At 63.5% G+C, this 23,587-nt stretch carries 23 protein-coding genes; 6 read left to right on the forward strand and 17 right to left on the reverse strand.

Annotation, left to right across the window (positions count from 1 at the left end):
• Positions 1 to 146: 146 nt before the first annotated feature.
• Positions 147 to 1,025 carry an SMP-30/gluconolactonase/LRE family protein gene (locus V6F88_RS20610; protein ID WP_332611846.1) on the forward strand — a complete coding sequence of 293 codons (879 nt, stop codon included), beginning with the start codon at positions 147 to 149 and terminating at the stop codon, positions 1,023 to 1,025.
• 14 nt (positions 1,026 to 1,039) lie between these two features.
• Here V6F88_RS20610 and V6F88_RS20615 read toward each other — a convergent pair whose 3' ends face one another.
• A complete protein-coding gene (locus V6F88_RS20615; protein ID WP_332612044.1) occupies positions 1,040 to 1,987 on the reverse strand; it encodes a LysR family transcriptional regulator in 948 nt (315 codons plus the stop codon).
• A gap of 108 nt (positions 1,988 to 2,095) precedes the next feature.
• Here V6F88_RS20615 and V6F88_RS20620 point away from each other — a divergent pair, with 108 nt between their 5' ends.
• Both V6F88_RS20620 and V6F88_RS20625 read left to right on the forward strand, forming a co-directional pair.
• Positions 2,096 to 3,160 (forward strand): LLM class flavin-dependent oxidoreductase, encoded by a 1,065-nt coding sequence (locus V6F88_RS20620; RefSeq protein WP_332611848.1) that lies wholly within the window; start codon positions 2,096 to 2,098, stop codon positions 3,158 to 3,160.
• An 11-nt stretch (positions 3,161 to 3,171) separates the two neighbouring features.
• Complete coding sequence (locus V6F88_RS20625) at positions 3,172 to 3,969, forward strand: flavin reductase family protein (protein ID WP_332611849.1); 798 nt, start codon at positions 3,172 to 3,174, stop codon at positions 3,967 to 3,969.
• 100 nt (positions 3,970 to 4,069) lie between these two features.
• Here the strand turns inward: V6F88_RS20625 and V6F88_RS20630 are convergent, their stop codons facing one another.
• The 3 genes from V6F88_RS20630 to V6F88_RS20640 all read right to left on the reverse strand — a co-directional run bounded on the left by V6F88_RS20630 (position 4,070) and on the right by V6F88_RS20640 (position 7,070).
• Positions 4,070 to 5,032, reverse strand: a complete 963-nt coding sequence (locus tag V6F88_RS20630) for a tripartite tricarboxylate transporter substrate binding protein (protein WP_332611851.1) — start codon at positions 5,030 to 5,032, stop codon at positions 4,070 to 4,072.
• 192 nt (positions 5,033 to 5,224) lie between these two features.
• Positions 5,225 to 6,238 carry a zinc-binding alcohol dehydrogenase family protein gene (locus tag V6F88_RS20635; RefSeq protein ID WP_332611853.1) on the reverse strand — a complete coding sequence of 338 codons (1,014 nt, stop codon included), beginning with the start codon at positions 6,236 to 6,238 and terminating at the stop codon, positions 5,225 to 5,227.
• Between the two features lie 37 nt (positions 6,239 to 6,275).
• On the reverse strand, positions 6,276 to 7,070 hold the full coding sequence (locus tag V6F88_RS20640) for an SDR family NAD(P)-dependent oxidoreductase (protein ID WP_332611854.1): 795 nt from the start codon (positions 7,068 to 7,070) through the stop codon (positions 6,276 to 6,278).
• Between the two features lie 123 nt (positions 7,071 to 7,193).
• On the opposite strand from V6F88_RS20640, the gene V6F88_RS20645 reads away from it, so the two are divergent.
• The gene (locus tag V6F88_RS20645) at positions 7,194 to 8,111 is read left to right on the forward strand and encodes a LysR family transcriptional regulator (protein ID WP_332611856.1); all 918 of its coding nucleotides are present in this window, start codon (positions 7,194 to 7,196) and stop codon (positions 8,109 to 8,111) included.
• A gap of 92 nt (positions 8,112 to 8,203) precedes the next feature.
• Here V6F88_RS20645 and V6F88_RS20650 read toward each other — a convergent pair whose 3' ends face one another.
• Positions 8,204 to 8,725 carry a DUF6496 domain-containing protein gene (locus V6F88_RS20650; protein ID WP_332611857.1) on the reverse strand — a complete coding sequence of 174 codons (522 nt, stop codon included), beginning with the start codon at positions 8,723 to 8,725 and terminating at the stop codon, positions 8,204 to 8,206.
• 186 nt (positions 8,726 to 8,911) lie between these two features.
• Here V6F88_RS20650 and V6F88_RS20655 point away from each other — a divergent pair, with 186 nt between their 5' ends.
• Positions 8,912 to 9,127 carry a dodecin gene (locus V6F88_RS20655; protein WP_332611859.1) on the forward strand — a complete coding sequence of 72 codons (216 nt, stop codon included), beginning with the start codon at positions 8,912 to 8,914 and terminating at the stop codon, positions 9,125 to 9,127.
• Positions 9,128 to 9,779: 652 nt separating this feature from the next.
• Here the strand turns inward: V6F88_RS20655 and V6F88_RS20660 are convergent.
• The 4 genes from V6F88_RS20660 to hpxZ all read right to left on the reverse strand — a co-directional run bounded on the left by V6F88_RS20660 (position 9,780) and on the right by hpxZ (position 15,393).
• On the reverse strand, positions 9,780 to 10,493 hold the full coding sequence (locus V6F88_RS20660) for a DUF6708 domain-containing protein (RefSeq protein WP_332611860.1): 714 nt from the start codon (positions 10,491 to 10,493) through the stop codon (positions 9,780 to 9,782).
• A 127-nt stretch (positions 10,494 to 10,620) separates the two neighbouring features.
• A complete protein-coding gene (locus V6F88_RS20665) occupies positions 10,621 to 13,797 on the reverse strand; it encodes a T6SS effector BTH_I2691 family protein (protein WP_332611861.1) in 3,177 nt (1,058 codons plus the stop codon).
• A gap of 486 nt (positions 13,798 to 14,283) precedes the next feature.
• Complete coding sequence (locus tag V6F88_RS20670) at positions 14,284 to 14,838, reverse strand: NADPH-dependent FMN reductase (RefSeq protein WP_332611862.1); 555 nt, start codon at positions 14,836 to 14,838, stop codon at positions 14,284 to 14,286.
• Between the two features lie 180 nt (positions 14,839 to 15,018).
• A complete protein-coding gene (gene hpxZ / locus V6F88_RS20675; RefSeq protein WP_332611863.1) occupies positions 15,019 to 15,393 on the reverse strand; it encodes an oxalurate catabolism protein HpxZ in 375 nt (124 codons plus the stop codon).
• Positions 15,394 to 15,592: 199 nt separating this feature from the next.
• Here hpxZ and V6F88_RS20680 point away from each other — a divergent pair, with 199 nt between their 5' ends.
• On the forward strand, positions 15,593 to 16,135 hold the full coding sequence (locus V6F88_RS20680; protein WP_332611864.1) for an antibiotic biosynthesis monooxygenase: 543 nt from the start codon (positions 15,593 to 15,595) through the stop codon (positions 16,133 to 16,135).
• Positions 16,136 to 16,148: 13 nt separating this feature from the next.
• On the opposite strand, the gene V6F88_RS20685 is transcribed toward V6F88_RS20680, so the two are convergent.
• The 8 genes from V6F88_RS20685 to V6F88_RS20720 form a co-directional block, all read right to left on the reverse strand.
• Positions 16,149 to 16,856, reverse strand: a complete 708-nt coding sequence (locus V6F88_RS20685) for a GntR family transcriptional regulator (protein ID WP_332611865.1) — start codon at positions 16,854 to 16,856, stop codon at positions 16,149 to 16,151.
• 63 nt (positions 16,857 to 16,919) lie between these two features.
• Positions 16,920 to 18,308, reverse strand: a complete 1,389-nt coding sequence (locus V6F88_RS20690) for an AtzE family amidohydrolase (protein ID WP_332611866.1) — start codon at positions 18,306 to 18,308, stop codon at positions 16,920 to 16,922.
• Entirely contained in the window at positions 18,305 to 18,487 is a 183-nt protein-coding gene (locus V6F88_RS20695) for a DUF4089 domain-containing protein (protein ID WP_332611867.1), read from the reverse strand. Before V6F88_RS20695 ends, V6F88_RS20690 begins: the two co-directional genes overlap by 4 nt.
• Positions 18,488 to 18,547: 60 nt before the next feature.
• Positions 18,548 to 19,369, reverse strand: a complete 822-nt coding sequence (locus tag V6F88_RS20700) for an ABC transporter ATP-binding protein (RefSeq protein ID WP_332611868.1) — start codon at positions 19,367 to 19,369, stop codon at positions 18,548 to 18,550.
• Positions 19,370 to 20,164 carry an ABC transporter permease gene (locus V6F88_RS20705; protein WP_332611869.1) on the reverse strand — a complete coding sequence of 265 codons (795 nt, stop codon included), beginning with the start codon at positions 20,162 to 20,164 and terminating at the stop codon, positions 19,370 to 19,372. It lies immediately after the preceding gene.
• Positions 20,165 to 20,254: 90 nt separating this feature from the next.
• The gene (locus V6F88_RS20710) at positions 20,255 to 21,262 is read right to left on the reverse strand and encodes an ABC transporter substrate-binding protein (RefSeq protein ID WP_046804176.1); all 1,008 of its coding nucleotides are present in this window, start codon (positions 21,260 to 21,262) and stop codon (positions 20,255 to 20,257) included.
• 239 nt (positions 21,263 to 21,501) lie between these two features.
• Positions 21,502 to 22,491 (reverse strand): NAD(P)-dependent oxidoreductase, encoded by a 990-nt coding sequence (locus V6F88_RS20715; RefSeq protein ID WP_332611870.1) that lies wholly within the window; start codon positions 22,489 to 22,491, stop codon positions 21,502 to 21,504.
• Between the two features lie 33 nt (positions 22,492 to 22,524).
• The gene (locus V6F88_RS20720; protein ID WP_332611871.1) at positions 22,525 to 23,484 is read right to left on the reverse strand and encodes a Bug family tripartite tricarboxylate transporter substrate binding protein; all 960 of its coding nucleotides are present in this window, start codon (positions 23,482 to 23,484) and stop codon (positions 22,525 to 22,527) included.
• Positions 23,485 to 23,587 lie beyond the last annotated feature (103 nt).

Genomic DNA, 23,587 nt, shown 5'->3' on the forward strand with positions numbered 1-23,587 from the left:
GATTATATGGACGGGTATTGCGCAGGATTCAGGCCAAAAATGTTGGTTGTGTTCTGCACGAAAACGGCATATTCCCGCGCGGCTCAAGCCGATACCATGGTTTGGGAATTCGTCCGCCGGACGAGCAGAACAGGGGCGGTCGGCGCATGCAGATCGAGCGTATCGGCACGGTTCGCGCGGCGCTGGGCGAATGCCCGGTGTGGGATGCGGCCGGAAATTGTTTGTGGATGCTGGATTGCCGCGGCGGGCAGCTGCTGAGGATTGATCCGGAAAGCGGCGCGACGCGCGAATGGCGCTTGCCCGCCCCGGTGGGCTCGTTCGCGCTGAACGGCGACGACAGCATCATCGTGGCGTTGAAAGAAACATTTGCGCTCGTCAGCCTGAACGACGGCGCGACGCACACGCTGGGGCGCATTGACGACAGCCACCCGAATCTGCGGCTGAACGACGGCGCGCCGCTGCCTGATGGCAGTTTCGTGGCCGGCACCATGCATGTCCATCGGCAAGAAGGCGAAGCGCCGCTGGGCGGCTTGTATCGCGTGGATACGGTCGGCAAGGTCAGCCGCATCGCGCAGGGCCTGGGCGTGGTGAACGGCCCCGTCATGCATCCGGACGGGCGGCATTTTCATGTATGCGATAGCGCGCAACGCAAGGGTTTTCGCTATCGCATGGATGAAGCCGGCCGGTTGTCTGCCCCCGAGGTCTACATCGATACCGATACGCTTGGCTCCGCGCCGGACGGCTGCTGCTTTGATCGCGACGGCGGTTTGTGGACCGCGCTGGTGCATGCGGCAGCCATTGCGCGGTTCGATGCGACGGGCAGGCTGGATCGCCGCATCGACCTGCCGGTCGCGCATCCGGCATCCCTATGTTTCGGTGGCCCGGATCTGTCGGACATCTTCGTCACGACAATCAGCGACAGCGGTCGGTTGACAGCCACAGGCCCGCTGGACGGGGCCTTGCTGCGCATTCGGGAAGCGGGCGCTGTGGGTGCGCCGCGTGGGCAGTGCCGCATTCGTCCTTGATGTACTGCGCCTGATCAGGGGCTTTCGGCGGCGGCCATCTTGTTGTACGCGGTGAACCGCAGCGCCGAACCCGACACATGCGAGGCCACGAAATCCAGGAACAGCCGGATCTTCACGGGGATCATCGCCGTATCCAGAATGGTGGCGTACATGCCTTCTTCGAAGGTCGTGTTCGTGACGTGGTAATCGGGGAATAAACGCACCAGCGTGCCACGCGAAATATCGTTGTGCACGGTGTAGTCATCCAACAGCGCAATGCCTTCACCCAACAGCGCCAGTTCCAGCAGCGCGACGCCGTTGTTGGTCACGTGGCGCGGCTTGATCAGCACTTCCTCAATCGCTTCGTCTTGCTTGAAGCGCCAGCAATATTGATCGCCGGGCAGCAGATAGGCCAGGCAATCATGCCGCGCGATATCGGCGGGCCGGGCGGGCGCGGCGTGCTTGGCCAGGTAGGCGGGCGAGGCCACCAGAAAACGTTCGCTCTTGAACAGAATGCGGCGCTTCAAGCCCGCTTCCACGGGCGGAGAAATGCGGAAATCGATATCGAAGTTATTGCGGCGCAGGTCCGCCTTGGTTTCGGACAGCACCAGTTCAATATGAATGTCGGGGTACTGCTGGCGAAACGCGGCCACCAGCGGCGGCAGCACGCCCAGCCCGAACATCATGCGTGAATGCACCCGCAGGATGCCCTTGGGCGCGGCGCGGATTTCGGTGATATTGCGATGCGCCTCGTTGATGTTCCACAGAATGGACTCAAGCTGTTGCGCATATTCCTGGCCGGCTTCGGTCAGCACGACTTGCCGGGTCGAACGCAGCAGCAGCTTCACGTTCAACTCGTTTTCGAATTCGGTGATCATGCGGGATACCGACGTTGCCGACACCCCGAACTGCCGAGCCGTTTCAGAGAAACTCTCGGTCTTGGAGATCGACAGAAAGAGCTCCATCGCGCGCAGCCTGTCCATCATTCCTCCACTTTACGCAGCACAGAACGCCGCATTTCCTGTATTTCCCCGATGACTGCCGGCCTCTAGAATTTCCTCAGAACGTCAAGCAATCAATGAGGAGACATTATGGAATTCGGCGTGTTCATTCTGGCGCAGCAGCGAGGTTACCACCAGTCCTCAAAGCAAGTCATCAACAACTCCATCGAACAAACCGTGGTGGCGGAGCAGGCCGGTTTCGACGCCGCCTGGTACGCCGAACACCACTTCAACAACTACTCGTTGTCGCCGTCGCCGCTGATGACGGTGGCGCACGCGGCGGCCAAAACGCACCGCATCCGCCTGGGCACGGCGGTGTGCATTCTGCCGCTGTACCACCCTGCGCGCTTCCTGGCTGAAGTGGGTTTCGTGGACACCGTCTCCAATGGCCGCCTGGACCTGGGCGTGGGTTCGGGCTATCAGGAATTCGAATTCGAACGCTTCGGCGTGCAGATCGCGGATTCGGGGGCAATCTTCAATGAATTTCTTGACGTCATCCCCAAGGGCCTGACGCAGAAGATCTTTGAACACGACGGGCAGTTCCTCAAGATTCCGCCCAGCTCGATCGCGGTGCGCTGCTTGCAGGACCCGATGCCGCCGCTGTGGATCACGTCGGGCAACCCGGTCACGCTGGGCCGTGGCGTGCGCGAAAACCATAACCTGTTCGTCACGGCGCTACTCAAGGGCAACGACGCCATAGCCGAACTGCGCGGCAGGCTGGAAAAAGTGGCCGAGGACAACGGCCGCGACCTGGACCGCGATGTGAAGTTCGGCTTTCTGCGCTGTGGCTACGCGTCGGACAACAAGGCAGAGATCGACGCGTACCTGGACTGCGCGCGCTTTCAACGCCGCATTTCCGAAAGCCTGAAATTCCGCCGCGCACAAAGCGACGATGGCTACATGGTCAAGGAAGTGCCGTCTGAAAACGACCCCACGTTCGAGCAACTGCGCAAGAACCTGCCGGTGGGCTCGGTCAATGAAGTGATCGACAAGATGCTGGAAGAGATCAGCATCCTGCGGCCCAAGCACATTGCGTTGCAGACGCAGCTGGGCGACTTCGATCAGAAGACGATGCTCAAGCAGATCGAGCTGTGGGGCGACAAGATCATTCCGGCCATCCGCAAGGAAGTCGGCAGCACGACGGCCGTGGCCTGAAGGGGTGCAAGATGCAGATCTATCTGAGCAACGCGGGGGCGATCACGCTGCGGCATCCGTCGGACTTCCGGCGGCTGGACGTGCTGGCCGACCCGCAGCCGCGTGAACGCCTGGAACACGCCATCGCTCGCGTCGGGCGGCGCGAAGACGAGCGCCATGTGCGCCTGTCGCCATCCGTGCTGCGATTTTTGTCGCAGCATGCGGGCGATCCGAAATGGGAAGCGGATTTTTCCGCCATGGTCGATTACGCGGCCAGGCACGGATGGGTCGACGAACGCGGCGACATTCGCGCGCACATGGTGGTCAACGAGCATGACCAGGTGGTGTCGGTTGACGACTTCAAGGCAGCGATGCGTTCGCTGCCGGCCGGCATCAGCGCGGTCACCACGGGTGAAGGTGAACAGGTGGCCGGCATGATCGTGTCCAGCTTGACGTCGATATCGGCTGACCCGCCGATGGTCGGCTTCTTTGTCCAGCAGACCTCGTCGGCGCGCGAGCCCTTGCTGCGCCACGGCCGCTTCGTGGCCAACGTGTTGGGCGAAGGGCACGAGGCCGTCATGCAGGCGTTTCTGGGGCAGCCCCAAGGCATGGCGCGCTTTGCGCAAGGCGGCTGGGCGATGAACGAGCAGGGCACGCCGGTGCTGCCCGATGCGCTGGCCAGCATCGAATGCGATATCGTCTGCACCGAAGTGCTGGGCACGCATGACTTGATCGTGGGCAAGATCCGCAAGACGACCTGCCGCGAAGCGCAGCCCGTGATCAACTTCAAGTCCGCCACGCATCGCATCGCGCCCGTCCGGCTTCAATAGACGGGGGCCGCGCCCGGCAAAATGCCCGCCATGTCGGCGGGCATTTCTTGCTGCGGTTGAAACGCAGGATGCCGCCGGACACGCGGCGGCAAGCCTCTGATCAATCCAGCACGATATGGTTTTCCTGGATGACGCGGCCCCAGTATTGGCGGTCCGCTTCCAGTTGTGCGTCCAGCGCTTGCGGGCCGCCTGCCTTTTCGGTCTGCCCATTGGCCACCAGCATCTGGCGAAAGCTCTCGGCCTGAACCGTCTTGACCGCCGCGGCGGAATAGGCCTGGATCAAGTCAGCGGGCGTGCCCTTGGGCGCGTGCAGCGCGGTCCAGTAGCTGGCCTTCAACTGCGGATAGCCCAGCTCGACTACCGACGGCACATCGGGTAGGGCAGGGTCGCGCTGGTCGGTCGTCAGCGCCAGGATCTTCACCGCGCCCGCCTTCTGGTGATCGGCCAGCGCGATGGGCGTCATGTACGACAGGTCGTTGCGGCCGGTGATCAGGTCGATCAGGCTGGTCGGGGTGCTCTTGTAGGGCACGGCGGTCAGCGGGATGCCCAGCGTCTTGGCCAGGATCAAGCCGTACAGGTCGGTGACGCTGCCCGGCCCCAGCGAGCCATAGGTCAGCGCGCGGTTTTCCTTCTTGGCGTAGGCGACCAGGTCGGCAATGGAATTCACCCCGATCGTTGCCGGTACCGTGATGGTCAACGGGCCGTCGAACATCATGGCCACGGACGCGAAGCTGTCAAACCGGTATTGCAGGTTGGGGCGCAGCAAGACGTTCAGCGACACCGGGCCCGAGCCGCCCATCAGCAGCATGTTGCCGTCGGCCGGCGCGCGCGCGACTTGCGCCGCGCCGATGATGCCGTTGGCGCCGGGCTTGTTTTCCACGATGAAGGGCACGCCCAGCTGCGCGCTCATGCCTTCGGCCAGCAGCCGGGCGAAGTTGTCGTTAGGGCCGCCGGCGGCGTAGGGCACGATCAGGGTCACGGGCTTGGGGGCGGCGCGCAGCGGCCGGGCAAGCATCATGAGGGTGCCGGCCGCGATGAAATCGCGGCGCGTGAGCTTGAACATTGTCTCTCTCCTTGATCCCGCCGCCGTGCATGTCCGTGCCTTCTGTGGGCCGGGTCAGCGTGTTGTCAGCGTGGCGACAGGGCGGCGGGCGGCGCTGGGCCGCCCGCCTGGGGTTGTCACAGGAGTCGATGATAATTTTTATCGGACTTCCCGATTACCCCATCTTTGCGCAGAACAGTTCTGCGAAGGCCGTCAGAAACCTTCCAGGACGACCTTGCCCTGCGCCTTGCCGCTTTCGATGAAAGCATGGGCGCGGCGCAGATTCTCGGCGTTGATCTTGCCGTAGTGCTCGCCCAGCGTCGTGCGCAGCGTGCCGTCGTCGATCAGGCGGGCCGCCTGGTTCAGCAATTCGTGCTGCGCGATCATGTCGGGCGTGTTGTGCAGCGAACGCGCAAACATGAACTCCCAATGCAGCGACGCCGATTTGCCTTTGAGCAGGCGCACGTCGATGGCGCTGGGGTCATCGATCAGCGCAATCTTGCCTTGAGGGGCGATGGCTTCGGCCAGTTGGGCAAAGTGCTTGTCGCTATGGGTCAGGCCGGCGATGTGGCTGACCTGCGGCACGCCGATGCGCTTGAGCTCTTGCGCCAGCGGCTTGCTGTGGTCGATGACGTGATGCGCGCCCAGTTCGCGCACCCATGCCTGCGTCTCGGGCCGCGAGGCGGTGCCGATCACCGTCAGCCCCGTGAGCTGCCGTGCCAGTTGCACCAGGATGGATCCGACGCCACCCGCCGCGCCCACCACCAGCAGGCTGCCCTGGCTGGGCGCGGCGTTGTCCAGCACGCGCAGCCGGTCAAACAGCAGTTCCCAGGCGGTGATGGTCGTCAAGGGCAACGCCGCGGCTTGCGCAAAGTCCAGGCTCTTGGGCATGTGGCCGACGATGCGCTCGTCCACCACGTGGCGCTGGCTGTTGGCGCCGGGGCGGTTGATGGCGCCGGCGTACCAGACACGGTCGCCCGGCTTGAACAGGCTGACCTTGGCGCCCACGGCGCGCACGACGCCGGCGGCGTCCCAGCCGATGATCTCGGGCTTGCCGTCCTTGGGCGCCCGGTTGGCGCGGATCTTCACGTCAACGGGGTTGACCGAAATGGCGTGTACGTCCACCAGCAGGTCGTGGTCGCCGGGGGTGGGCTCGTCGATGGTGATGTCTTGCAGGGCGTCGGCATTGTCGGCCGGCAGGTTCTTGAAGTACGCAATGGCTTTCATATCAGTGGCTCGGGTTTGCTTGGGTGATGGGGTGAGATCAGAGGATGGAGCGGACCACGCCGCCGTCCACGCGCAGCGCCGCGCCGTTGGTGGCGCTGGCCTGCGTAGAGCACGCGTAGACGACCATGTTGGCCACTTCGTCCACGGTCGCCAGGCGGCGCAGCAGTGACGTGGGGCGGTGCTGGGCGATGAAGTCGCGTTCCATCTCGTCTTGCGACACGCCTTGTTCCTTGGCCATTTCAGCGAAGAAGTCAGACACGCCTTCCGAGCGCGTCGGGCCCGGCAGCACGGCGTTCACGGTGACGCCGGTGCCGGCGGTCAGTTCGGCCAGGCCACGGGAAACGGCCAGCATCGCCGTCTTGCTGACGCCGTAATGGATCATTTCCGCCGGAATCTGCACGGCCGATTCGCTGGAAATGAAGACGATGCGGCCCCAGTTGGCCGCGATCATGCGCGGCAGGTAGTAGCGTGATAGCCGGATGCCGCTCATGACGTTGGTGTCCAGCATTTGCTGCCAGTCGTCATCCGTGATTTCGGTGAACGACTTGGGGGCGAAGAAGCCGGCGTTGTTCACCAGGATGTCCACGTCGGGGTGCGCCGCCACGATGGACGCGGCGCCGTCGGCGGTGGCCAGGTCGGCCTGCACGGTCGTGACCTTGGCCGCGGGAAATTTCCGCGCAATCGCGGCAGCCGCCTGTGCCAGCTTGTCGGCGCTGCGGCCGTGCAGCACCACTTGGGCGCCGGCCTCGGCCAGGCCGAACGCAATCGCCAGGCCGATGCCACCGGATGATCCGGTCACCAGCGCCTTTTTGCCATTCAGTTCGATATTCATGTGTCAGCTCCAGAAAAGATCAGGACGGGCTTGAAAACGAAACCATGATTACCCAGTTCGCAGGCATGAAAAACCGGCTAGCATCGCACTCAGTTTCAATAATTTTTTGAAAATGAGTCGACCATGGTGCGGTTTGAAGACTTGCGGATCTTTGTGGCCTCGGCCGATCACGGCAGCTTTTCCGGCGCCGCGCGCGAGCTGGACGTGTCGCCGGCCGTGGCCAGCGCGGCGCTGAAGCGGCTGGAGCAGACGTTGGACGCGCGCCTGTTCGTGCGGTCCACGCGCAGCCTGCGGCTGACGGCGGACGGCGAGCGTTATCTGGAATACGCACGCTCGGCCATCGCTACGCTGGAAGCGGGCAAGAACGCGATGGCGCGCGACAAGACGGCAATATCCGGCACGCTGTCTGTGTCGATCCCGTCCGACTTGGGTCGCCACGTGCTGCTGCCCTGGTTGGATGACTTCCAGAGCCAGCATCCCCGCGTGAGCTTTCAGGTGCGCATCAGCGACCGCCTGGCCGACCTGTACCGCCAGCCGGTGGACATCGCCATCCGCTACGGCAAGCCCAGCGATTCCGCCTTGGTGGCGCTGCCGCTGGCCGAACAGAACAGCCGCGTCGTCTGCGCCTCACCCGCGTATCTGGCGCGGCACGGCGTGCCGCAGAAACCGGAAGACCTGCGCAACCACAACTGCCTGTCGTTCGTGCTGGGCGAAACGCTGCACGACCGCTGGGCGTTCGACCACGAAGGCACGGCGCTGACGGTGCCGATCAAGGGCGACCGCGTGGGCGATGACGGCGACCTGGTGCGCCGCTGGGCGTTGGCGGGCAAGGGCGTGGCGTACAAATCGCGCTATGACGTGCTGCGCGATCTGCGCGCCGGACGCTTGGTGGCGCTGCTGCCGGACTACGCCACCGAACCCTCACCGCTGTACCTGCTGTGCGTGCACCGCATGTTGCTGTCCCCGGCGGTCAAGCGCTTGCGCGAATTCCTGCAAGAGCGCTTTCGGCAATTCGACGCGGGGCAGGGCGACGCGGGGTAGCTCGACGCGGGGTAGCTCGACGCGGGGTAGCCCGCCGTGGGGTAGTCCGACGTGGGCTGGACAACGCGGATTGGGCGACAGAGCCCGCGGGTCTAATGCGCCGCGCGGTGGTGCGACCCCGATGCGGCCTTGTTTCTGGCCCGCGTCTGCGCCGCCTTCTTCGCGGCGGCGGAACGGCCGGCCGCGCCCTTTGTTGCCGCTGCCTTCTTCGCCGCTGCCGAGCGGTCAGCCGCCGTGCGGCGGCCCGCCGTCTTGCTGGCGTGGTGTGACAACGCCGAACGCGATGCGGGCTTGGTGCTTTCCTTCTTCAAGGCCTTGGTCGTTGCGCGAGAACGCGTGGACGACTTGGCATGCCCGTCGTGTGCGGCCTCGATATCCTTTTTGGCCCGATGCTTGGTGGCGGGGCTGGCCTTCTTCGACGGCGTGGCCTTCACGCCCGCGCGGCGCGCCTTGGACAGTCCGATGGCAATGGCTTGCTTGGTGGAACGTACGCCGTGCTTGCCTTCGCGCACGTGCTCGATTTCCTCGCGGACGAACTCTCCGGCCTGCGTGGATGCGGCCTTGCCTTCTCGCTTGTCTTGCTTCGCGCGTTCCAGGGTTTTCCGTTCAGGCATGGTGATCTCCTTGCTGGGTTGCGGGAGCGGGCTTCGTCGCCAGTCGAGACCACGCGACGGAACTCGTAACACCACGATAGCGCCACGGCGGTATCCTGTGTGTTCGAATGGATTGCCGGTCGTAAGCGCCGGAACACGGCCGACAGACCGTCGATTCACGACTCACCCCCTTAGCGGAGACGAGCTATGTCGAATCATGTCTACAAGCAAATCGAACTGGTGGGCTCTTCCACCACCTCAACCGATGACGCGATCGCCAAGGCGATCGAGCGCGCATCCGAAACCCTACGCAATCTGGACTGGTTTGAAGTCACTGAAGTGCGCGGCCATATCCAGGACGGCAAGGTGGCCCATTGGCAGGTCGGTTTGAAAATCGGCATGCGTCTCGAAGGAGACGAGTAATCCGCGCGCTGGTCGTTCATTGACCAGCGTCTGCAAGTGCTTGTTGGATAAGGAGTTTTTGGGCTTGTTATCCGACTGTTCATAGGCTTGTCCACATTCCATGGGGACAAGCCTTTTCTTTTATCCCCAAGTTGGGCGGCGTGGTACGCGGGACGCCCCACGTCGCGTCGGCCGGATCATGCTTGGGCGTTTATTGCCCGCTGCTCTCAAGTGCTTGCCCTGTAAGCGTTTTTAGCGACTACCCGCATACTGTCCTCAGCCTTATCCACATTTGCCGGGGACAACTCGGTGCCCGCTTAGCCACCATTGGGCCTTTATTGACCACCCGTTGCAGGTTATTGATATGCATGGGGTTTTCGTACCTGCCCTCAAACTGTCCTCATGCTTTTCCACAGAATGCTGGGACAAGACGCGCACCGTGCTCCCGCCTTGAGGACCGCTGTTCGGACATACAGCTTTTTCGGGGATAACTTCGCCCAAACTCATCCAAAAGGACGATTGCGCATTGTTTGATCAGCACGCGCAAGTGCTTGGCGGGGCAGGGGATTTTGACTGTGCCCCAATACTGTCCTCAGCCTTCTCCACAGATGGCGGGGATAAGTATTTATGGCGTGGGGGGCGCGGGCGGTGCTGCGTGTCGCAAACCCCCCGGTCAAGCCGGAGCCGTCCGCGATTCCACGTCCATCGCAGGCGGCCATTCGACCTTCGGCGCCAGCCGAAGCGCCAGGTTGTGGGAGGGCACTTCGTTAGGGTCGTTGAATTCTCGGACGGGAGGCACGGCGTCGACCCCGTACTGCATGTAGGCGCGCACGTAATCCCAGGAACTGCCTTCGTCCTGGTAGACGCTTAAGGGAAACCGGTCGATGACTTGATTGGTGCCCGGCTTGACGACGGCCACGGATACGCCCCACGAAATCATCAAGCCGCCTTGCCCGGTGGCCCCCCGTTGCCGCCAGGCTTCGGCACGCAGGTCGGCCCAATCGTAGGATTTCGTGGTGACCTGCCATTTCGCGAATGGATTCCACCAGACGTGTTCGAAGCTGTATACGTATACGGTTCGGCGTAAACGGTTAAAACGGACCGGCTCGTCGCGCGGGATGGCAGTGTCTATGCGTATGCAGAGGTATGCCATGGCGCCGGTCATAATGCCCGGTGCCAGGATTTGCAACGAGAAGACGATGCCGTGCTCCCAGCTGCTACAGGCCATAGCCAGCACAGCTAAGGTGAAGCAGATTGGAAAGATGGCGAAGAACATTAATAGCCCGCGCATTTTTGTAGAGCGACGGGAAATCTCCAGATAGGCGTCGTTGAGCGCGTTGAGTGTAGGGGCATGATGGGGCTGGACTTCAGCGCGCTCGCCGTCCATGGGTGCGGCTAAATCGCGTTGCCACCCCCGATATGGTCTATCAAGTAAAGGTCTTTGGTTTGCCATAATTCCGGTTCTAAAAGAGGGGGCGCGGCCAGGGGCCTATGCATGTAGCGAGTCGCGCACGTTATCGAAGAGTGGTTAGCACCAGCTCTGCAAACAATTCGGGCTGAGTTTGGTCGGGCCAGTATTTCGCCTTGATGGTTGCCGACTCAATGTCCCGTTCCAGAAAAGCCAGAATGAGAGTTCCGGCAATCAACGGATTCATAGACGTCGGCATACGCGTAGCGTTGGCATCTACGTGGTAGCTCGGGCGCTTCTGGGAACCAGACAACTGCACCGACGCCGAAGCGTTGCACTGTTCGACAACGGCGATGTGGTTGCCCGCGTAACTTTTTAAGCTGACGTACATGGCGTAGGCGGAAAGTGCTGGGTCCCATGCGGGAAGTCGAATGCGGTATACCAGCGCTTGCGACCAGATCGGCTCGACGCTGGAGATATCCAGTGTTGGCTGGGGGTTATTAACGAACTCTGCCGCCACATCCATGCCCAAAATCGCCGCGTTCAGCGCGCCGATGGCCGTGTATTGATCTTTATTGGCCGCCTCGTTTTTGGCTAATGCGGCTTCAAGGGTGGGGGAGGGCGGGACGGTGATGACAGTTTTTGCGCTATTCCACCAAATCGCGGGAGATTCGTTGTGCACCCCGAAATAGCATCTCCTGCACCACTGTTCCAACGCGGTGGACTGATGGTCTTTGGCACTTTGCGAGGTGGCGTAGGCGGCCAGACCCAAAGCAATCGCTAAACCTAATGGTCCCATCAACGAACTTAAGCCGTAATGCGCGGCTACGGCGCCCATCCCACCGCCTGTGAGCGCGAACCCAGCAGCCCAGCTGTATAGGTTTCTTGCGGGGAAGTCGCCGGCGCGTTGATTTCTATAAGCCGCAAAGCCGAACTGCACGGCGTCCGCTGCTCCCGACAGCGCACTGGTCACGCCACCAAACCGAATCAGTCCCTTTCCCAGGGCCAGTGCATTCACTGCGTGCGATTGCGCGACCGAGACTCTCTCCATCGCCTGGGCCACGCTTCGTATCGCCACGCCCGTTGCTTCGATTCCGACGCCCATCACGCCCGCCGCGCTTGCGGCCACGCTAGAGACGGCTTCGCGGTATCGGCCGCCCGCCACGCGATCCAGGCCGTCCAAACTGGCCTTAAGCCCGTCCTGTTGAAAAAACAACGCGCCCATGGAAAGCGCCACGTCCATGTTCGCCATCCCGCGCATACCCACAAAAGCCGTGTGTGCTCGTAGCTTTGCGTCCGCCGCCGTAGTTCGTAGTTGGCCGGCTATAACGTGTGCCTTCGGCTCGAAACTACCAATGCCCACCACCACGCTGCGCCAACCGGCGTCCAGCGTTTCGGCCGTGGCGTTGGACATCGCCGTTAGCTTTTCTTTCAACCCTTCGGCGGTATCCGCCACCCAGAACGTGGCTTTGAATATGTGGTTCTGAGCCGGGCCGGGCAAGGTCAGCATGCCGCTGAATATCAGCGCCCGGGCCTTCTTGCCGGTCTCCTTCGCGGCCTTGTCGTATTGCTGGCGAATTTGTTGAGTGAGTAATTCCTGATACTCGCCCAGTGTCAGTTCAATCTGAACCCGTAGTAGCTGGGTGCGCTCGTATAGCAGCAGGGCGGCTTGATGAACTGTCGTCGCGACGGGCAGAAGCCGTTCTTGCGCTCGCGCTTCCAGCACCGTCATCGCGTTAATCATCGCGCCTTGCAGTTGGCCCGCCGCGTCCCTTACGGTGCTGCGTAGATACATCTCACCTTCTTGCGAGGCCATCACGTCTTTGATCGCTGCATACAGCTTGCCGGAGTCGTTGGCCTTGAAGCCTTCCGTAAAACTCGGGCGTAGGGCTTCCAGCAGGCGGGCGTTCTTGGCCAGTAGCGCCTGGTACAGAATACTGTCGGGGTTTTCCAGCAAGGCCTTCCACAGCTGCTGCGTGGGGCCAAGATCCGCGCCATCAACCGGGGGCGCTTCGCTGGGGCCGCCGTCCAGGCAGGCCGCCACCATCTTGGTGTACGCCGCTGCCGAGTGCGGATCGGTAGCCGAGTAGTCGTATCGCGCGATGCGCAGCCAGGCCAAGGATTGCAGCCATGCGACATAGCGGGCCGCCATCGTATCTATCAGTCCTTGCCGACGCTGCCATTCCTTATCGTGCATGTCCTGAAACTGCTTGCGACGCGGCTCGCTGTAGCGTTGTTCCAGGCGTTCGTGATACTCGGCCGTGATGCGCCTGGCCGCGATTTCCGTTTCGCGGGGGACATCTACCGGCGGTAAATGGGAACGCGTGCCCAGCACGGGATGGTCATTGTGTTGTCGGCGGTATTCGATCTCTTTTTCGACTTCCTGTACCGCTTGCGTGCGTGCCCAGGTCTTCTCCAACTCTCTGATCTGCACCAGCGCCGCCGATGTGAACAGCAGATACTGCCGTTCGGCATTGCCCGCCCATGCGAGCCGGTCGTTAATCAACAAATGTCGTTGTTGATTGAATTCCAACACCGCGCCCACCGGATCGGGCAACGCCAATGCCGGCACACCTTGCGGCAGGCCTTGCGTCTTTGCGATGTCGTCGACGTAATCATTCGACGGCACAAACCTGGGGGTACGTGTACGCACGGCATGTCGGCTGCCGAAATCTTCCCCGTCGTAACGGTATTCCCACACGTGATCGGTCAGAAACCCATCCGCGAATTTCAACCCGTGCAATACCGTCTGCGGCGTGTCACGCAACGTCGTCAGATCCACTTTCAAGAACCGCGCGGATGGCGCCGTCTGCGCCTTGTAGGCATCCAACACCGGCTCAGGCCACCGGTCCTGCGAGAACGCGATCCACGCTTCCTTGTAGACCGCGGTGTCGACGTGTATGAACGAAGCGCGCACGTCGTGCCCTACACCCGTGCAAGCCTGGGACAAGGGGCGGGGAGTGCCCTCGGGCATTCGGTACGGGTCATATTGGCGCATGTGCCCTTCGGCGGTGACTTGGTACGCGTGCCAGATTTCCTGATCCAGCAGCACATACACAAACCCTTCGCGCAGTACGCGATAGTTGCCCGGCTGCATATCGATGCGTACGCGGTCTTGTTCGGGATCGAAGGGGGACGGCCCCTGCGGCAATGCGGCCTCGCGCAGCAACAGGATCGGCATCCCGCTGCGCTCGCACGCGCGGCAAGTACCGACCGGCACCGCCATGGTTTCCAATACCGCCAGCCGCGCCTGATAGGCGAACGAACCCGCATGCGAACCCATGATGCAACTCCCCGTAAATGCCAACACGTCACGACCGCAATGCCGTCGGCATGCCGTCAAGCGTTCGGATCGGCGCGCGGCACGTTCGACAGGTACGCGCTCGCGCTGGTCCGATATCGGAGCAATGCAACATCCGTGCCATGAAACCGAATCTTGAAAATAGACGCGCGATATCAATGGCTTGCGGTGAAATTGGCGGACTTGTAGTGGCATGCGGTCGGTGCCATGCCCGGAAAACGCCCGTTTTTCACGAGAAATCGAGCCAGAGTTGACTCGATTAAAAATAACCTGCGTCTTATCAACGACTTATAGCGGGCCAGATTTGGCTCGATCGGGTCAAATCTGGCTCATCCAGTCATGCCCCAGCGCCAGTCCGACAAACGCGGCGCAAAAAAAAGCCCCCCGACGTGTCAGGGGGCTTGATCGCCCGGAGGTAGATCGGGCGATCGGCGCCGGTGGGCGTGGCCCTGCCGGCTGCGGCGGCAATCAGCTGTTCAGTTTCTTGACCCAGTCCACGTAGCGGTCGACCCAGCCTTGCAGGAACTTGCGGGTGCCTTCGTTGGTGATCGTGTATTGGTCGTCGATCAGGCCTTCGGAATATTGCAGGAACACTTCCGGGGTGGTCAGCGCGTTGGCGCCTTCGGCGGCCAGGATGTTGCGCAGGTGTTGCTGCATCATCGCGGTGCCGGCGGCGCTGGGCGATGCGCCGACGATGCCGACGGCCTTGCCGGGCCAGGAGTTCTGGCCCCAGGGGCGCGAACCCCAGTCGATGCCGTTCTTGATCGCGGCGGGCACCGAGCGGTTGTGTTCGGGAGACACGAAAAGAATGCCCTGCGCGTCGGCGATCTGCTGCTTGAGCTTGGCGGCGGGGGCGGGCAGATTGTTTTCGTTGTCCTGGTTGTACAGCGGGATGTCGCCCAGGCTGACGTAATCGAACTTGAAGTCCGCGGGAACCAGCTTTTCCAGCGCACGAGCCAATCGCAAATTGATCGAGGCGGCACGCAGGCTGCCGACGAAAACTGCAATTTTGTAGGTGCTCATGGGCAAATGCTCCAACGGGAAAGGGAAAAGCCAGTGTAGACCTGCTTGGCGACGCGCTCAATCATTGTCGCGTTATGTCTTAATGCGAGCGGTGCCGTCCTGCGGCAGAGCAGGCCAGCGGCTTGGCCGCGCGCGCCATGTCCGTGACAGCGCCGCGGCCGCGCGTCGCCCGTCAACGTGTCACACCATCAGGCTGACATGCGCCGACACCACGCGCCACCCCGCGGGCGTGCGCATCCAGGTCTGGCTTTGGCGGCCGATGCGGTCGCTGCCCTGGCGTTGGAATTCGATGTTGGTGGTGGCGAAGTCCGTGCCGTACGTGGTGATGGCGGTGCGCAGGACGCGCCGCGCCAGGCCTTGCGGCGAGCGCCCGGCGCGGAATTCGCGGATGGCCTCATAGCCATACAGATTTTCGCCGGCGCCGTAGCGCAACGTGTGCGGGCTGTTCCAGAACAGCGTGTCCAGCTCCTGAACGTCGTTGGTCACCAGCGCGGTTTCATAGCGCTCGAAGGCGGCCGTGACTTCGGCGACGACGTCGGGCAAATTGATGTCCATCTCTGTTTCTCCGCATGCACCGGCTTGGTGCGTTGAGTAGGGGTAATCACCAATATGGTGTGTGTTGCGGTGCGCAATTTTGGACGTGCAGCGCGTCGATGTCGTTCACGCCAGGGGAATGCTGCACCGCAAGGCTGGCACGGGGATTGCTAGGGTTAACACTGCATAACAAGCTACACCGTTGCCCAGGAGTTCCGTCATGTCCAGTTCCGCTGTTTCCGCCCCGGTCACCATGCTGGTCACGCGTCATATCGCACCCGAACGCTATAGCGATTTTCTGTCCTGGATGCGCCAGGGCGAAATCCTGGCGGCGGGGTTTCCCGGCTTTTTGGGGTCGGGTGTGCTGCAACCGCCCGAAGGGGGCGACCAATACCAGATCGTGCTGCGCTTCACGGACGAGGCGAGCTTGTTGCGGTGGGAAAAATCCTTGCCGCGCCGCATGTGGCTGGAGCGCGGGGCGAACCTGGTGCGGGCCAGCCATGAACACCGCGTCAAGGGCACGGACGGCTGGTTTGCGCCGAAGGCTGCCAGCGCGCCGCCGCGCTGGAAGCAGGCGGTGAGCATCTGGCTGGCGTACTTCCCGGTGTTGCTGGTGTTCTCGATGCTGGTCAGCGAGCATCTGAGCGTGCTGCCCGTGTTCTGGCGCGTTTTGATCACAAGCGTGATATTGACGCCCATCATGGTGTTCATCTGCATTCCGGTAATTTCGCGGGTGCTGCAACGGTGGTTGCGGGCGGGATGATGCCGCACACCCGTCAGGCCGCCTTGGCGTGACGGGTGGAATACAAGCGGTGCAGGGTGATTTTGCGCACCGCGCTTTGGCTGTCGCTGATGTGCGCTTGCAGTAGCTGTGCGGCGGCAGCGCCGTCGCGGGCCAACACGGCGCGCAGGATGGCGCCATGTTCTTCGTAGGTGTTGTCGATACGGTCTTGCAGCGTGAAATCCAGCCGTCGCACGATGCGGATGCGCTCGGTGGCTGCGCGATGCACGCGTGCAATCTCCGGGTTGCCGGCGGCCGCCACCAAGTCGATATGAAAGCGTTCGTCCAGGTCGGCCAGCCATTCGCCATCGCTGGACCGATCACCGGGCGCGACCAGCCAGGTGTCGGCCAGTGATTGCAGCGCGCGCAGCGGATCGGGGCCTTGGCCTGGCACACACAGCGCATGGACGGCAGCGGTTTCCAGCACGCTGCGCAGTTCGTAGAAGTGGTCCAGCGTGTTGAAGTCCAGCGGCTTGACCAGCCAGCCGTTGCGTTGCCGGACTTCCAGATAGCCTTCGCGCTCCAGCCGGAACAGCGCTTCGCGCACCGGCGTGCGGCTTACTTGCAGCCGGTCCGCGATTTCGGTTTCGGTAAAGCGGTCGCCCGGCGCCAGCCGGAAATCAAGGATGTCCCGTTTTAATGCACCGTAGGCGGTGTCGGCCAGGGTGCGGGGCATGTCGATGGCGGCGAATGCGGATTCCATAACGGGCCTTGGATGTTGGGGGTGTGGCGGTCGGACGGTGGCGGAAAGAGATAAAAAGAAAGCTCAGACCGGACGCACGCGCGCGGCGCCGGCCTGTTCCAGCACGTAGGCGGCGGCCAGGCAATCAGCTTCGCGCCAGGGCGCGCCGATCAATTGCACGCCCAGTGGCAAGTGGCCGTCGTGTTCGGTCTCGGGCCAGGTGGGCGCGGTGCAGACGGGCAGGCCGATACATGAGATGGGTTGCGTCAGCAGCCCCATGCTGGCTCGCGCGGGCAGTTCTTTACCGGCCAGCGTCAGCCAGTCGGTGCCTATCGGCGTGGCGGACACGGGCGTGGCGGGCGCGATCAGCACGTGGTACTGGTCGAACAGCGCCATGGCCTCGCGGTAGACGCGGTGGCGAATGCGTTGCGCCTGCTGCACCCAGGCGGCGGGCACCAGGCTGCCGGCGACCAGGCGGTCGCGCGAATAGGGTTCGTAGTAGTCGTAGTGCGTGACCAGCTTGCGCCGATGCAACGCGCCGCCTTCGGCCGCCGTGATGATGAAGGCGGCGGCGCGCGCTTGCGTGGCGCCGGGCATGTCGACGACGGCGGTGGCGTCCAGCGCGCGCGCGGCGATCTCGACGGCGCGGCGGGCTTGCGGGCCGGCCCAGTCGGCAAAGTAGCCGCCCAGCACGGCCACGCGCAATTTGCGCGCGCCAGAGGCTAGCGTGGGCAACACGGAGTCCACGGCATGTTGGGCGCAGGCAGCGTCGTCCGGGTCGGGGCCTTGCAACGCATCGTAGGCGGCGGCCAGGTCGCTGGCGCTGGCGGCGAAGGGGCCCAGGTGGTCCAGGCTGCCGACAAAGGGAAAAGACCCCGTGCGCGGCAGGCGGCCATAGGTCGGCTTCAAGCCGAAGACGCCGCACAGCGACGCCGGCACGCGGATGGACCCGTTGGTGTCCGAGCCCAGGGTTAACGGCACCAGCCCGCCCGCCACGGCGGCCGCGCTGCCGCCCGATGACCCGCCCGCGATACGGCTGGTGTCGTGCGGGTTGCGGCATGGGCCATAGTGGGTGTTTTCGGTGGTGAAGCCGTAGGCGTGTTCGTCCATGTTCAGGGCGCCAATCAGCACGGCGCCGGCGTCCCGCATGCGCGCGACCAGGCGCCCGTCTTGCGCGGCGGGCGGATTGGCGGCGTTGACGCGGCCGCCTGCCAAGGTCACTTCATCAGCAATGTCGAACAGGTTCTTGACGGCATAGGGCACGCCTGCCAATGGCGGCAGTGCCTCCCCACGCGCGCGGCGCGCATCGATGGCGGCGGCTTCCTGGCGGGCGCGCGCCTCGGTCACGGCGGTAAAGCAGTTGTACGCGGGGTCACGTTCGCGCACGCGGGCCAAGGTGGCGTCCAGCACGGCCAGCGCGCTGCGCTCGCCGCTGGCGACCTGGCGGGCGATGTCGATGGCGGGGCCGCTCACGGACGGAACACCGATGCGGATTCCAGTTCGACGGGCAGCGGCTCGTCGATGAAGCTGGCCGCAATGTCGTGGATGCGCGCGAACTGCTGCACGACTTCGGCCGTGGCCGCTTCGCGCAGGGCGTAGCCCGACAGCGCCAAGGCGCTGCGCACGTATTGATCGATGGTTTCCTGGGTCATGGCGGATTCTCCCGATAGACGCGTTGATTGCTTGCCTGAGACACCGAGTCGGTGGATTGCCTACCTGCGCACTTCGCGCTGGAAAATCTCCAGGCTCAGTTTCTTCATTTGAATAAAGCTGGGCTCGGACAGTGTTTCCACCGTGCGTGGGCGGGCATCCGTGTAGTCCAGGATCTCGGCCACGCGGGTGGGGCGCTTGGTCAGCAGCAGCACCTGGTCGGCCAGGTACACGGCTTCTTCCAGATCGTGCGACACCAGCAACATGGTGGTGCCCGTTTGCAAAAACACCTCTTGCAGCTTTTCGCGGATGAACAGCGTCATCTCGAAGTCCAGCGCGGAGAAGGGTTCGTCCAGGAACAGCACCTCGGGTCCGGGCGCCAGCGCGCGCATGATGGAGGCCGTCTGCTGCTGCCCGCCACTGAGTTCATACGGATAGCGCTTCAGGTCGAACTTGACGTCGAACGAGGCGACCAGCTCTTCCACGCGCGCATCCACTTCGGCCTTGCTGCGGCCTTCCAGCCGCAGCGGGTAGGCAATGTTGTCAATCGTGCGCAGCCACGGGAACATGGCTTCGCGGTAGTTCTGGAACACATAGCCGATCTTGGTTTGCGCCAGGGATTTGCCGTCGAACAGGATCTCGCCGGCATCAATGGGAATAAGGCCCGCGATCATGTTGATCAGTGTGGACTTGCCGCAGCCGTTGGGGCCGAAGACGGAGACGATCTTGCCCTTGGGGATGTCCAGGTTGAAGTCTTCGTACAGCGGCCAGCCCGCGAAATACTTGGTCAGGCCACGAATGGTGATGTGCGTGCCCAGGGGGCCGGGCGCAAACGGCGCGGCGGCGGGGGCGGGGGCGATGATGGGGTTGATGACGGTGGACATTTATCGGCCGCTCCAATGGACCACGCGCTTTTCCAGCACAAGAAAAATAATGTTCAGCACATAGCCCAGCGCGCCGGCCGCCAGGATCGCCGCGTACATCTCGCGCACGTTCAGCACCTGCTGCGCGTTGATGATGCGATTGCCCAGGCCGCTGTCGGACCCAATGAACATTTCCGCCACGATCACGATCACCAGCGCCATCGATACGCCGCTGCGCAGGCCGACAAACGTGGGTTGCAGGCTTTCCCAGATCAGCACGTCCTTGAAGATCTGCCAGCGCGATGCGCCCATCACGCGGGCCGCCATCACACGCTGCTTGCGGGCATTGATGACGCCATAGGCGCTGTTGAACAGAATCACCAGCACGGCGGCAAACGCGGCGATGGCGATCTTGTTCATGTCGGTAACGCCAAAGATCATCAGGAACAGCGGGATCAGCGCGGACGACGGCGTCGATCGAAAGAAGTCCACCAGGAACTCCACGCTGCGATACGCCTTTTCATTGCTGCCCAGCAGCACGCCCAAAGGCACGCCGATGACGCCGGCGATCACGAAGGCTTGCAGCGTGCGGTTCAACGATGACAGGAAATCCCACAGCAGCGGCCCGCCGGCCAGGCCCTTGACCAGGGCCACGATGGTGGCGCTGGGCGTGGGCAGCAGCACGGGGCTGACCAGTTGCAGCCGCACCACCAGGTCCCAGATCACGAACAGAGCCAGGGGCCCGACCAGGGGCAGGAAGCGTGCGCCATTGAACTTGCGCGGTGGCTGCCTGGTGGGGGCGGAGGGGGCGGCCATGGCGGTCGGTGCCTTTGTCGCGGTCGTGGTCGTGGTCGCGCTTGCGGGCACGCTTGAGGTTGCGGAAGTCGCGGTCGTGGCTGTCATGGGTCAGCCCTTGTAAAGCATGGTCGACACGTCGACCTTTTGCGCGAAGATGCCCTTCTCGGTAAACAGGTCGAAGAACTTCTGGAAGTACTGGATGTCGCTGGGCGTGAACTCGTTGTAGAGCGTGTAGGCCGCCAACGGCACTTCTTCGGTCATGGGGCCTTCGATGGCGGTGTAGCCCTTCATGAAGGGGCGCGCCTCGGCCGGCTTGGTGCGGATCAGTTCGATGCCGCGCGCATAGGCCGCGATGAATTTCTTGCTTTCTTCCGGGTGCTTTTTCAGGAACGCGGTGGTCAGCGAGGCCGACCCGCCAAACCACGGTGCCATCGGATCGCCCAACACGTACTTGGCGATCACGCCCGTTTCCAGCACGCGCGTGGTGCCGTTCAAGCGGCCCACCGTGCCCGTGGGTTCCAGCGTGTAGCACGCATCCAACTGGCCGGCGGCAACCGCGGCCACGTGCTGGCTGATCGCCAACTCGACCACGGTTGCTCCGGTTGCGCCGGCGCGCTCCAGTACTGCTTTGGCCAGCGTGGCGTTCTGGATGCCGGGTCCAGATCCGACCTTTTTCCCCTTGAGGTCTGCTATGGATTTGATGGGACTGTCTTTCGCGACGATGAACTCATCCAGCACGTTCTTGGCGTTGCTGGGATTGGACGCAAAAATCTTGAACAGGCCAGGCGAGGCGATCTCGCCGATGGCCAGGTTGGCCGAGCCCGTGCCGTTGGCGCTGCCGTCCGCGCGGCCGGCCAGCATGGCTTCCATGACCTGCTGCGCGCCCGCGAACTTCAGCGGTTCGACGTTCAGGCCCGCTTCCTTGAAATAGCCTTTTTCCACGGCCGCGTAGAACGGCAGGCCGGCCGCCACGGGCCAGAAGCCGATGCGGATCACCGGGCCCGATTGGGCGCGGACCAGCGCGGGCGCAGCCAGCGTCGCGGCGCCCAGGGCCGCGCCCTGGATCAGACGGCGGCGGGTGGCGTTGAAGGCGAAAGGCGCATTGCGGTTGATCATGAAGGCTCCTGGAGGGCTTGCAGTGAAAGGTGTTGCGACGCTTGCCTTGTAGACAAGCTTGCATACCAGTCATCAAGCAAAACCCGTGCCAGGTTTGCCAGAGTGGGGTTAGCCCTGGGAGGCGCGTGCGGCGGCCTCGCGCTGGTGCCTCGGGTGAACCATTTTGGTGCATGACGCACCACTGAAGGGGACAGGTCGGACGTCGGGTGGGCGTCAGCAGGCTTGCGGACTCGGCGGCGTCAGCCCACCAGGCGGTTGGCCAGGGGTTCAGCGCGCGCCCAACGGTGCAGGTTGTCGACGAACAGGCCGCGCACGCGCGCGCGATTGCCGTCCGAGAAGCCCGCGCTGTGCGGCGTCACGATGACGTTGTCCAACCCCCATAGCGGGGATGCCGGCGGCAGGGGCTCTTGCTGGAATACGTCCAGGAACGCGCCGCCCAGGCGGCCTGCCGACAAAGCGTCGATCAACGCGGCTTCGTCAATGACGTGGCCGCGCGCCACGTTGACGACCGACGCGTGCGTGGGCAAGGCGGCCAAAGCCTGCTGGTCGATCAGCCCACGCGTGGCCGGTGTCAGCGGGCAGGCAAGCAGCAGCCAGTCGGCCTGGGGCAGCAGGCTGCGCAGGTTGGCATAGGTAACGCTGTGGCGCGCTTGCGGCACGGGCGTGGCGGAATGGCGCACGACGGACAGCGTCAGGCCCAACGCGCCCAGCAGCGCGCCGATGCGTTGGCCGATGCCGCCCCAGCCGACGACCACCGCGTGTTGCCCGGCCAGATCGCGTGGCGTGCGTTCGCCCAACAGAGGCCGCCACGCGCGTTCGCGTTGGTCGGCGGCCAGCAGGGGCAGGCGGCGCGCCAGGGCCAGCACGCCACCGATCGCGGTTTGCGCAACCACCGCGTCGGTCGCGCCTTGTGACGTGGTGATGGCGACGCCGCGTGCGTGCAGTTGCTGATAGATGTCGCGGTCCGCGCCGGCCGAATGCACATGGACCCATTGCAGGTCAGGCGCGGACAACAGCGCGTCGTAGTAGCGCGCCGTGTCGGGCGTGATCTGGAACTTGGTGGACGCGCCCGTGATGTCGCGCGAAATGAACGCGACGCGCGCGTTGCACGGCTCGCCGGCTTGCGGGTGGCACAGCGCGATGCGCGGTGCGTCCCGGCTTGCCAGCGCCTGGCGCAGCGCGGCGGCCTCGGCGGGCGAACAAAGGATGCGGATCTCGTCTTGCGGCATGGATGGCTCGGGGGTGATCCAGAGGGCGGCGGCTTAGTTGGCGGCGGGTTGGAATTTGCGCACCAGCGCCGCCCACTTGTCGTGCTCCGCACGGATGAAGGTGGAAAACTGCGCGGGCGTGCCGCCTACGGGCTCGGCGCCTTCATGCAGCATCTGCGCCTTCAGCGAGGGCAGGGCGGCGTTGACTTCGCGGTTGATCACGGTAATGACCTCGGGCGGCGTGCCTTTCGGGCCGAAGAAGCCAAACCAAGATCCGGCGTCAAAGCCCGGATAACCGGACTCGGCAATGGTGGGCAATTCGGGCAGGGTTGCCGACCGTTGCAGCGTGCTGACGGCCAGCGGGCGCAGCTTGCCCGCGCGTATCTGCCCGATCACCGACGGAATCGTGGCGAACATGAAGTCGATGCGTCCGGCCAGCAAGTCGTTGACCGCGTCGGCCCCTTTGTACGGCACGTGCGTGGCTTGCACCCCCAACTGGTCCATCAACATGTAGCTGGACAGGTGCGACGACGTGCCCACGCCGGTGGAACTGTAGTTCAGGTGCTGCGCCTTTTTGACGTAAGCAAGAAAACTCTTGATGTCCTTGGCGGGCGATGACGGCGGCACGACCAGCACGTTCGGCACGGTGGCGATCTGCACCATAGGCACCAAGTCGGTCAACGGGTCGAACGACAGTTTGGCCAGCGATGCATTGACCGCGATGGGGCCGACGGAATTGACAATCAGCGTATGCCCGTCGGGCGCGGCGCGCACCACGAATTCCGTGCCGATGTTGCCGCCCGCGCCCGGTTTGTTTTCCACCACGAAAGGTTGGTCCAGCTTCTTGGACAGCGCGTTGGACATGCTGCGCGTCAGCGTGTCGGTGGTGCCGCCGGCAGTGAACGCCACGATCACCTTCACGGGCTTGTCGGGGTAGTCGGCGGCCATGGCGGCTGGGGCGGTACAGGCGCAGGCCGCCGCTGCGGCGGCGAGCAGGGCTCGGGCAGTGTTCATCGTTGTCTCCGTCCGTGGTTGTCGTTTGGATAAGTCGGCGCCGTGCCGCCACGTCGGCCGGCGCCTTTGGGATGCAGGACTCCAATACAGGAATCCAATGCAG

The organism is Achromobacter sp. ESBL13, from assembly GCF_036668755.1.
In the GTDB taxonomy this organism is placed as follows: Bacteria; Pseudomonadota; Gammaproteobacteria; order Burkholderiales; family Burkholderiaceae_B; genus Achromobacter.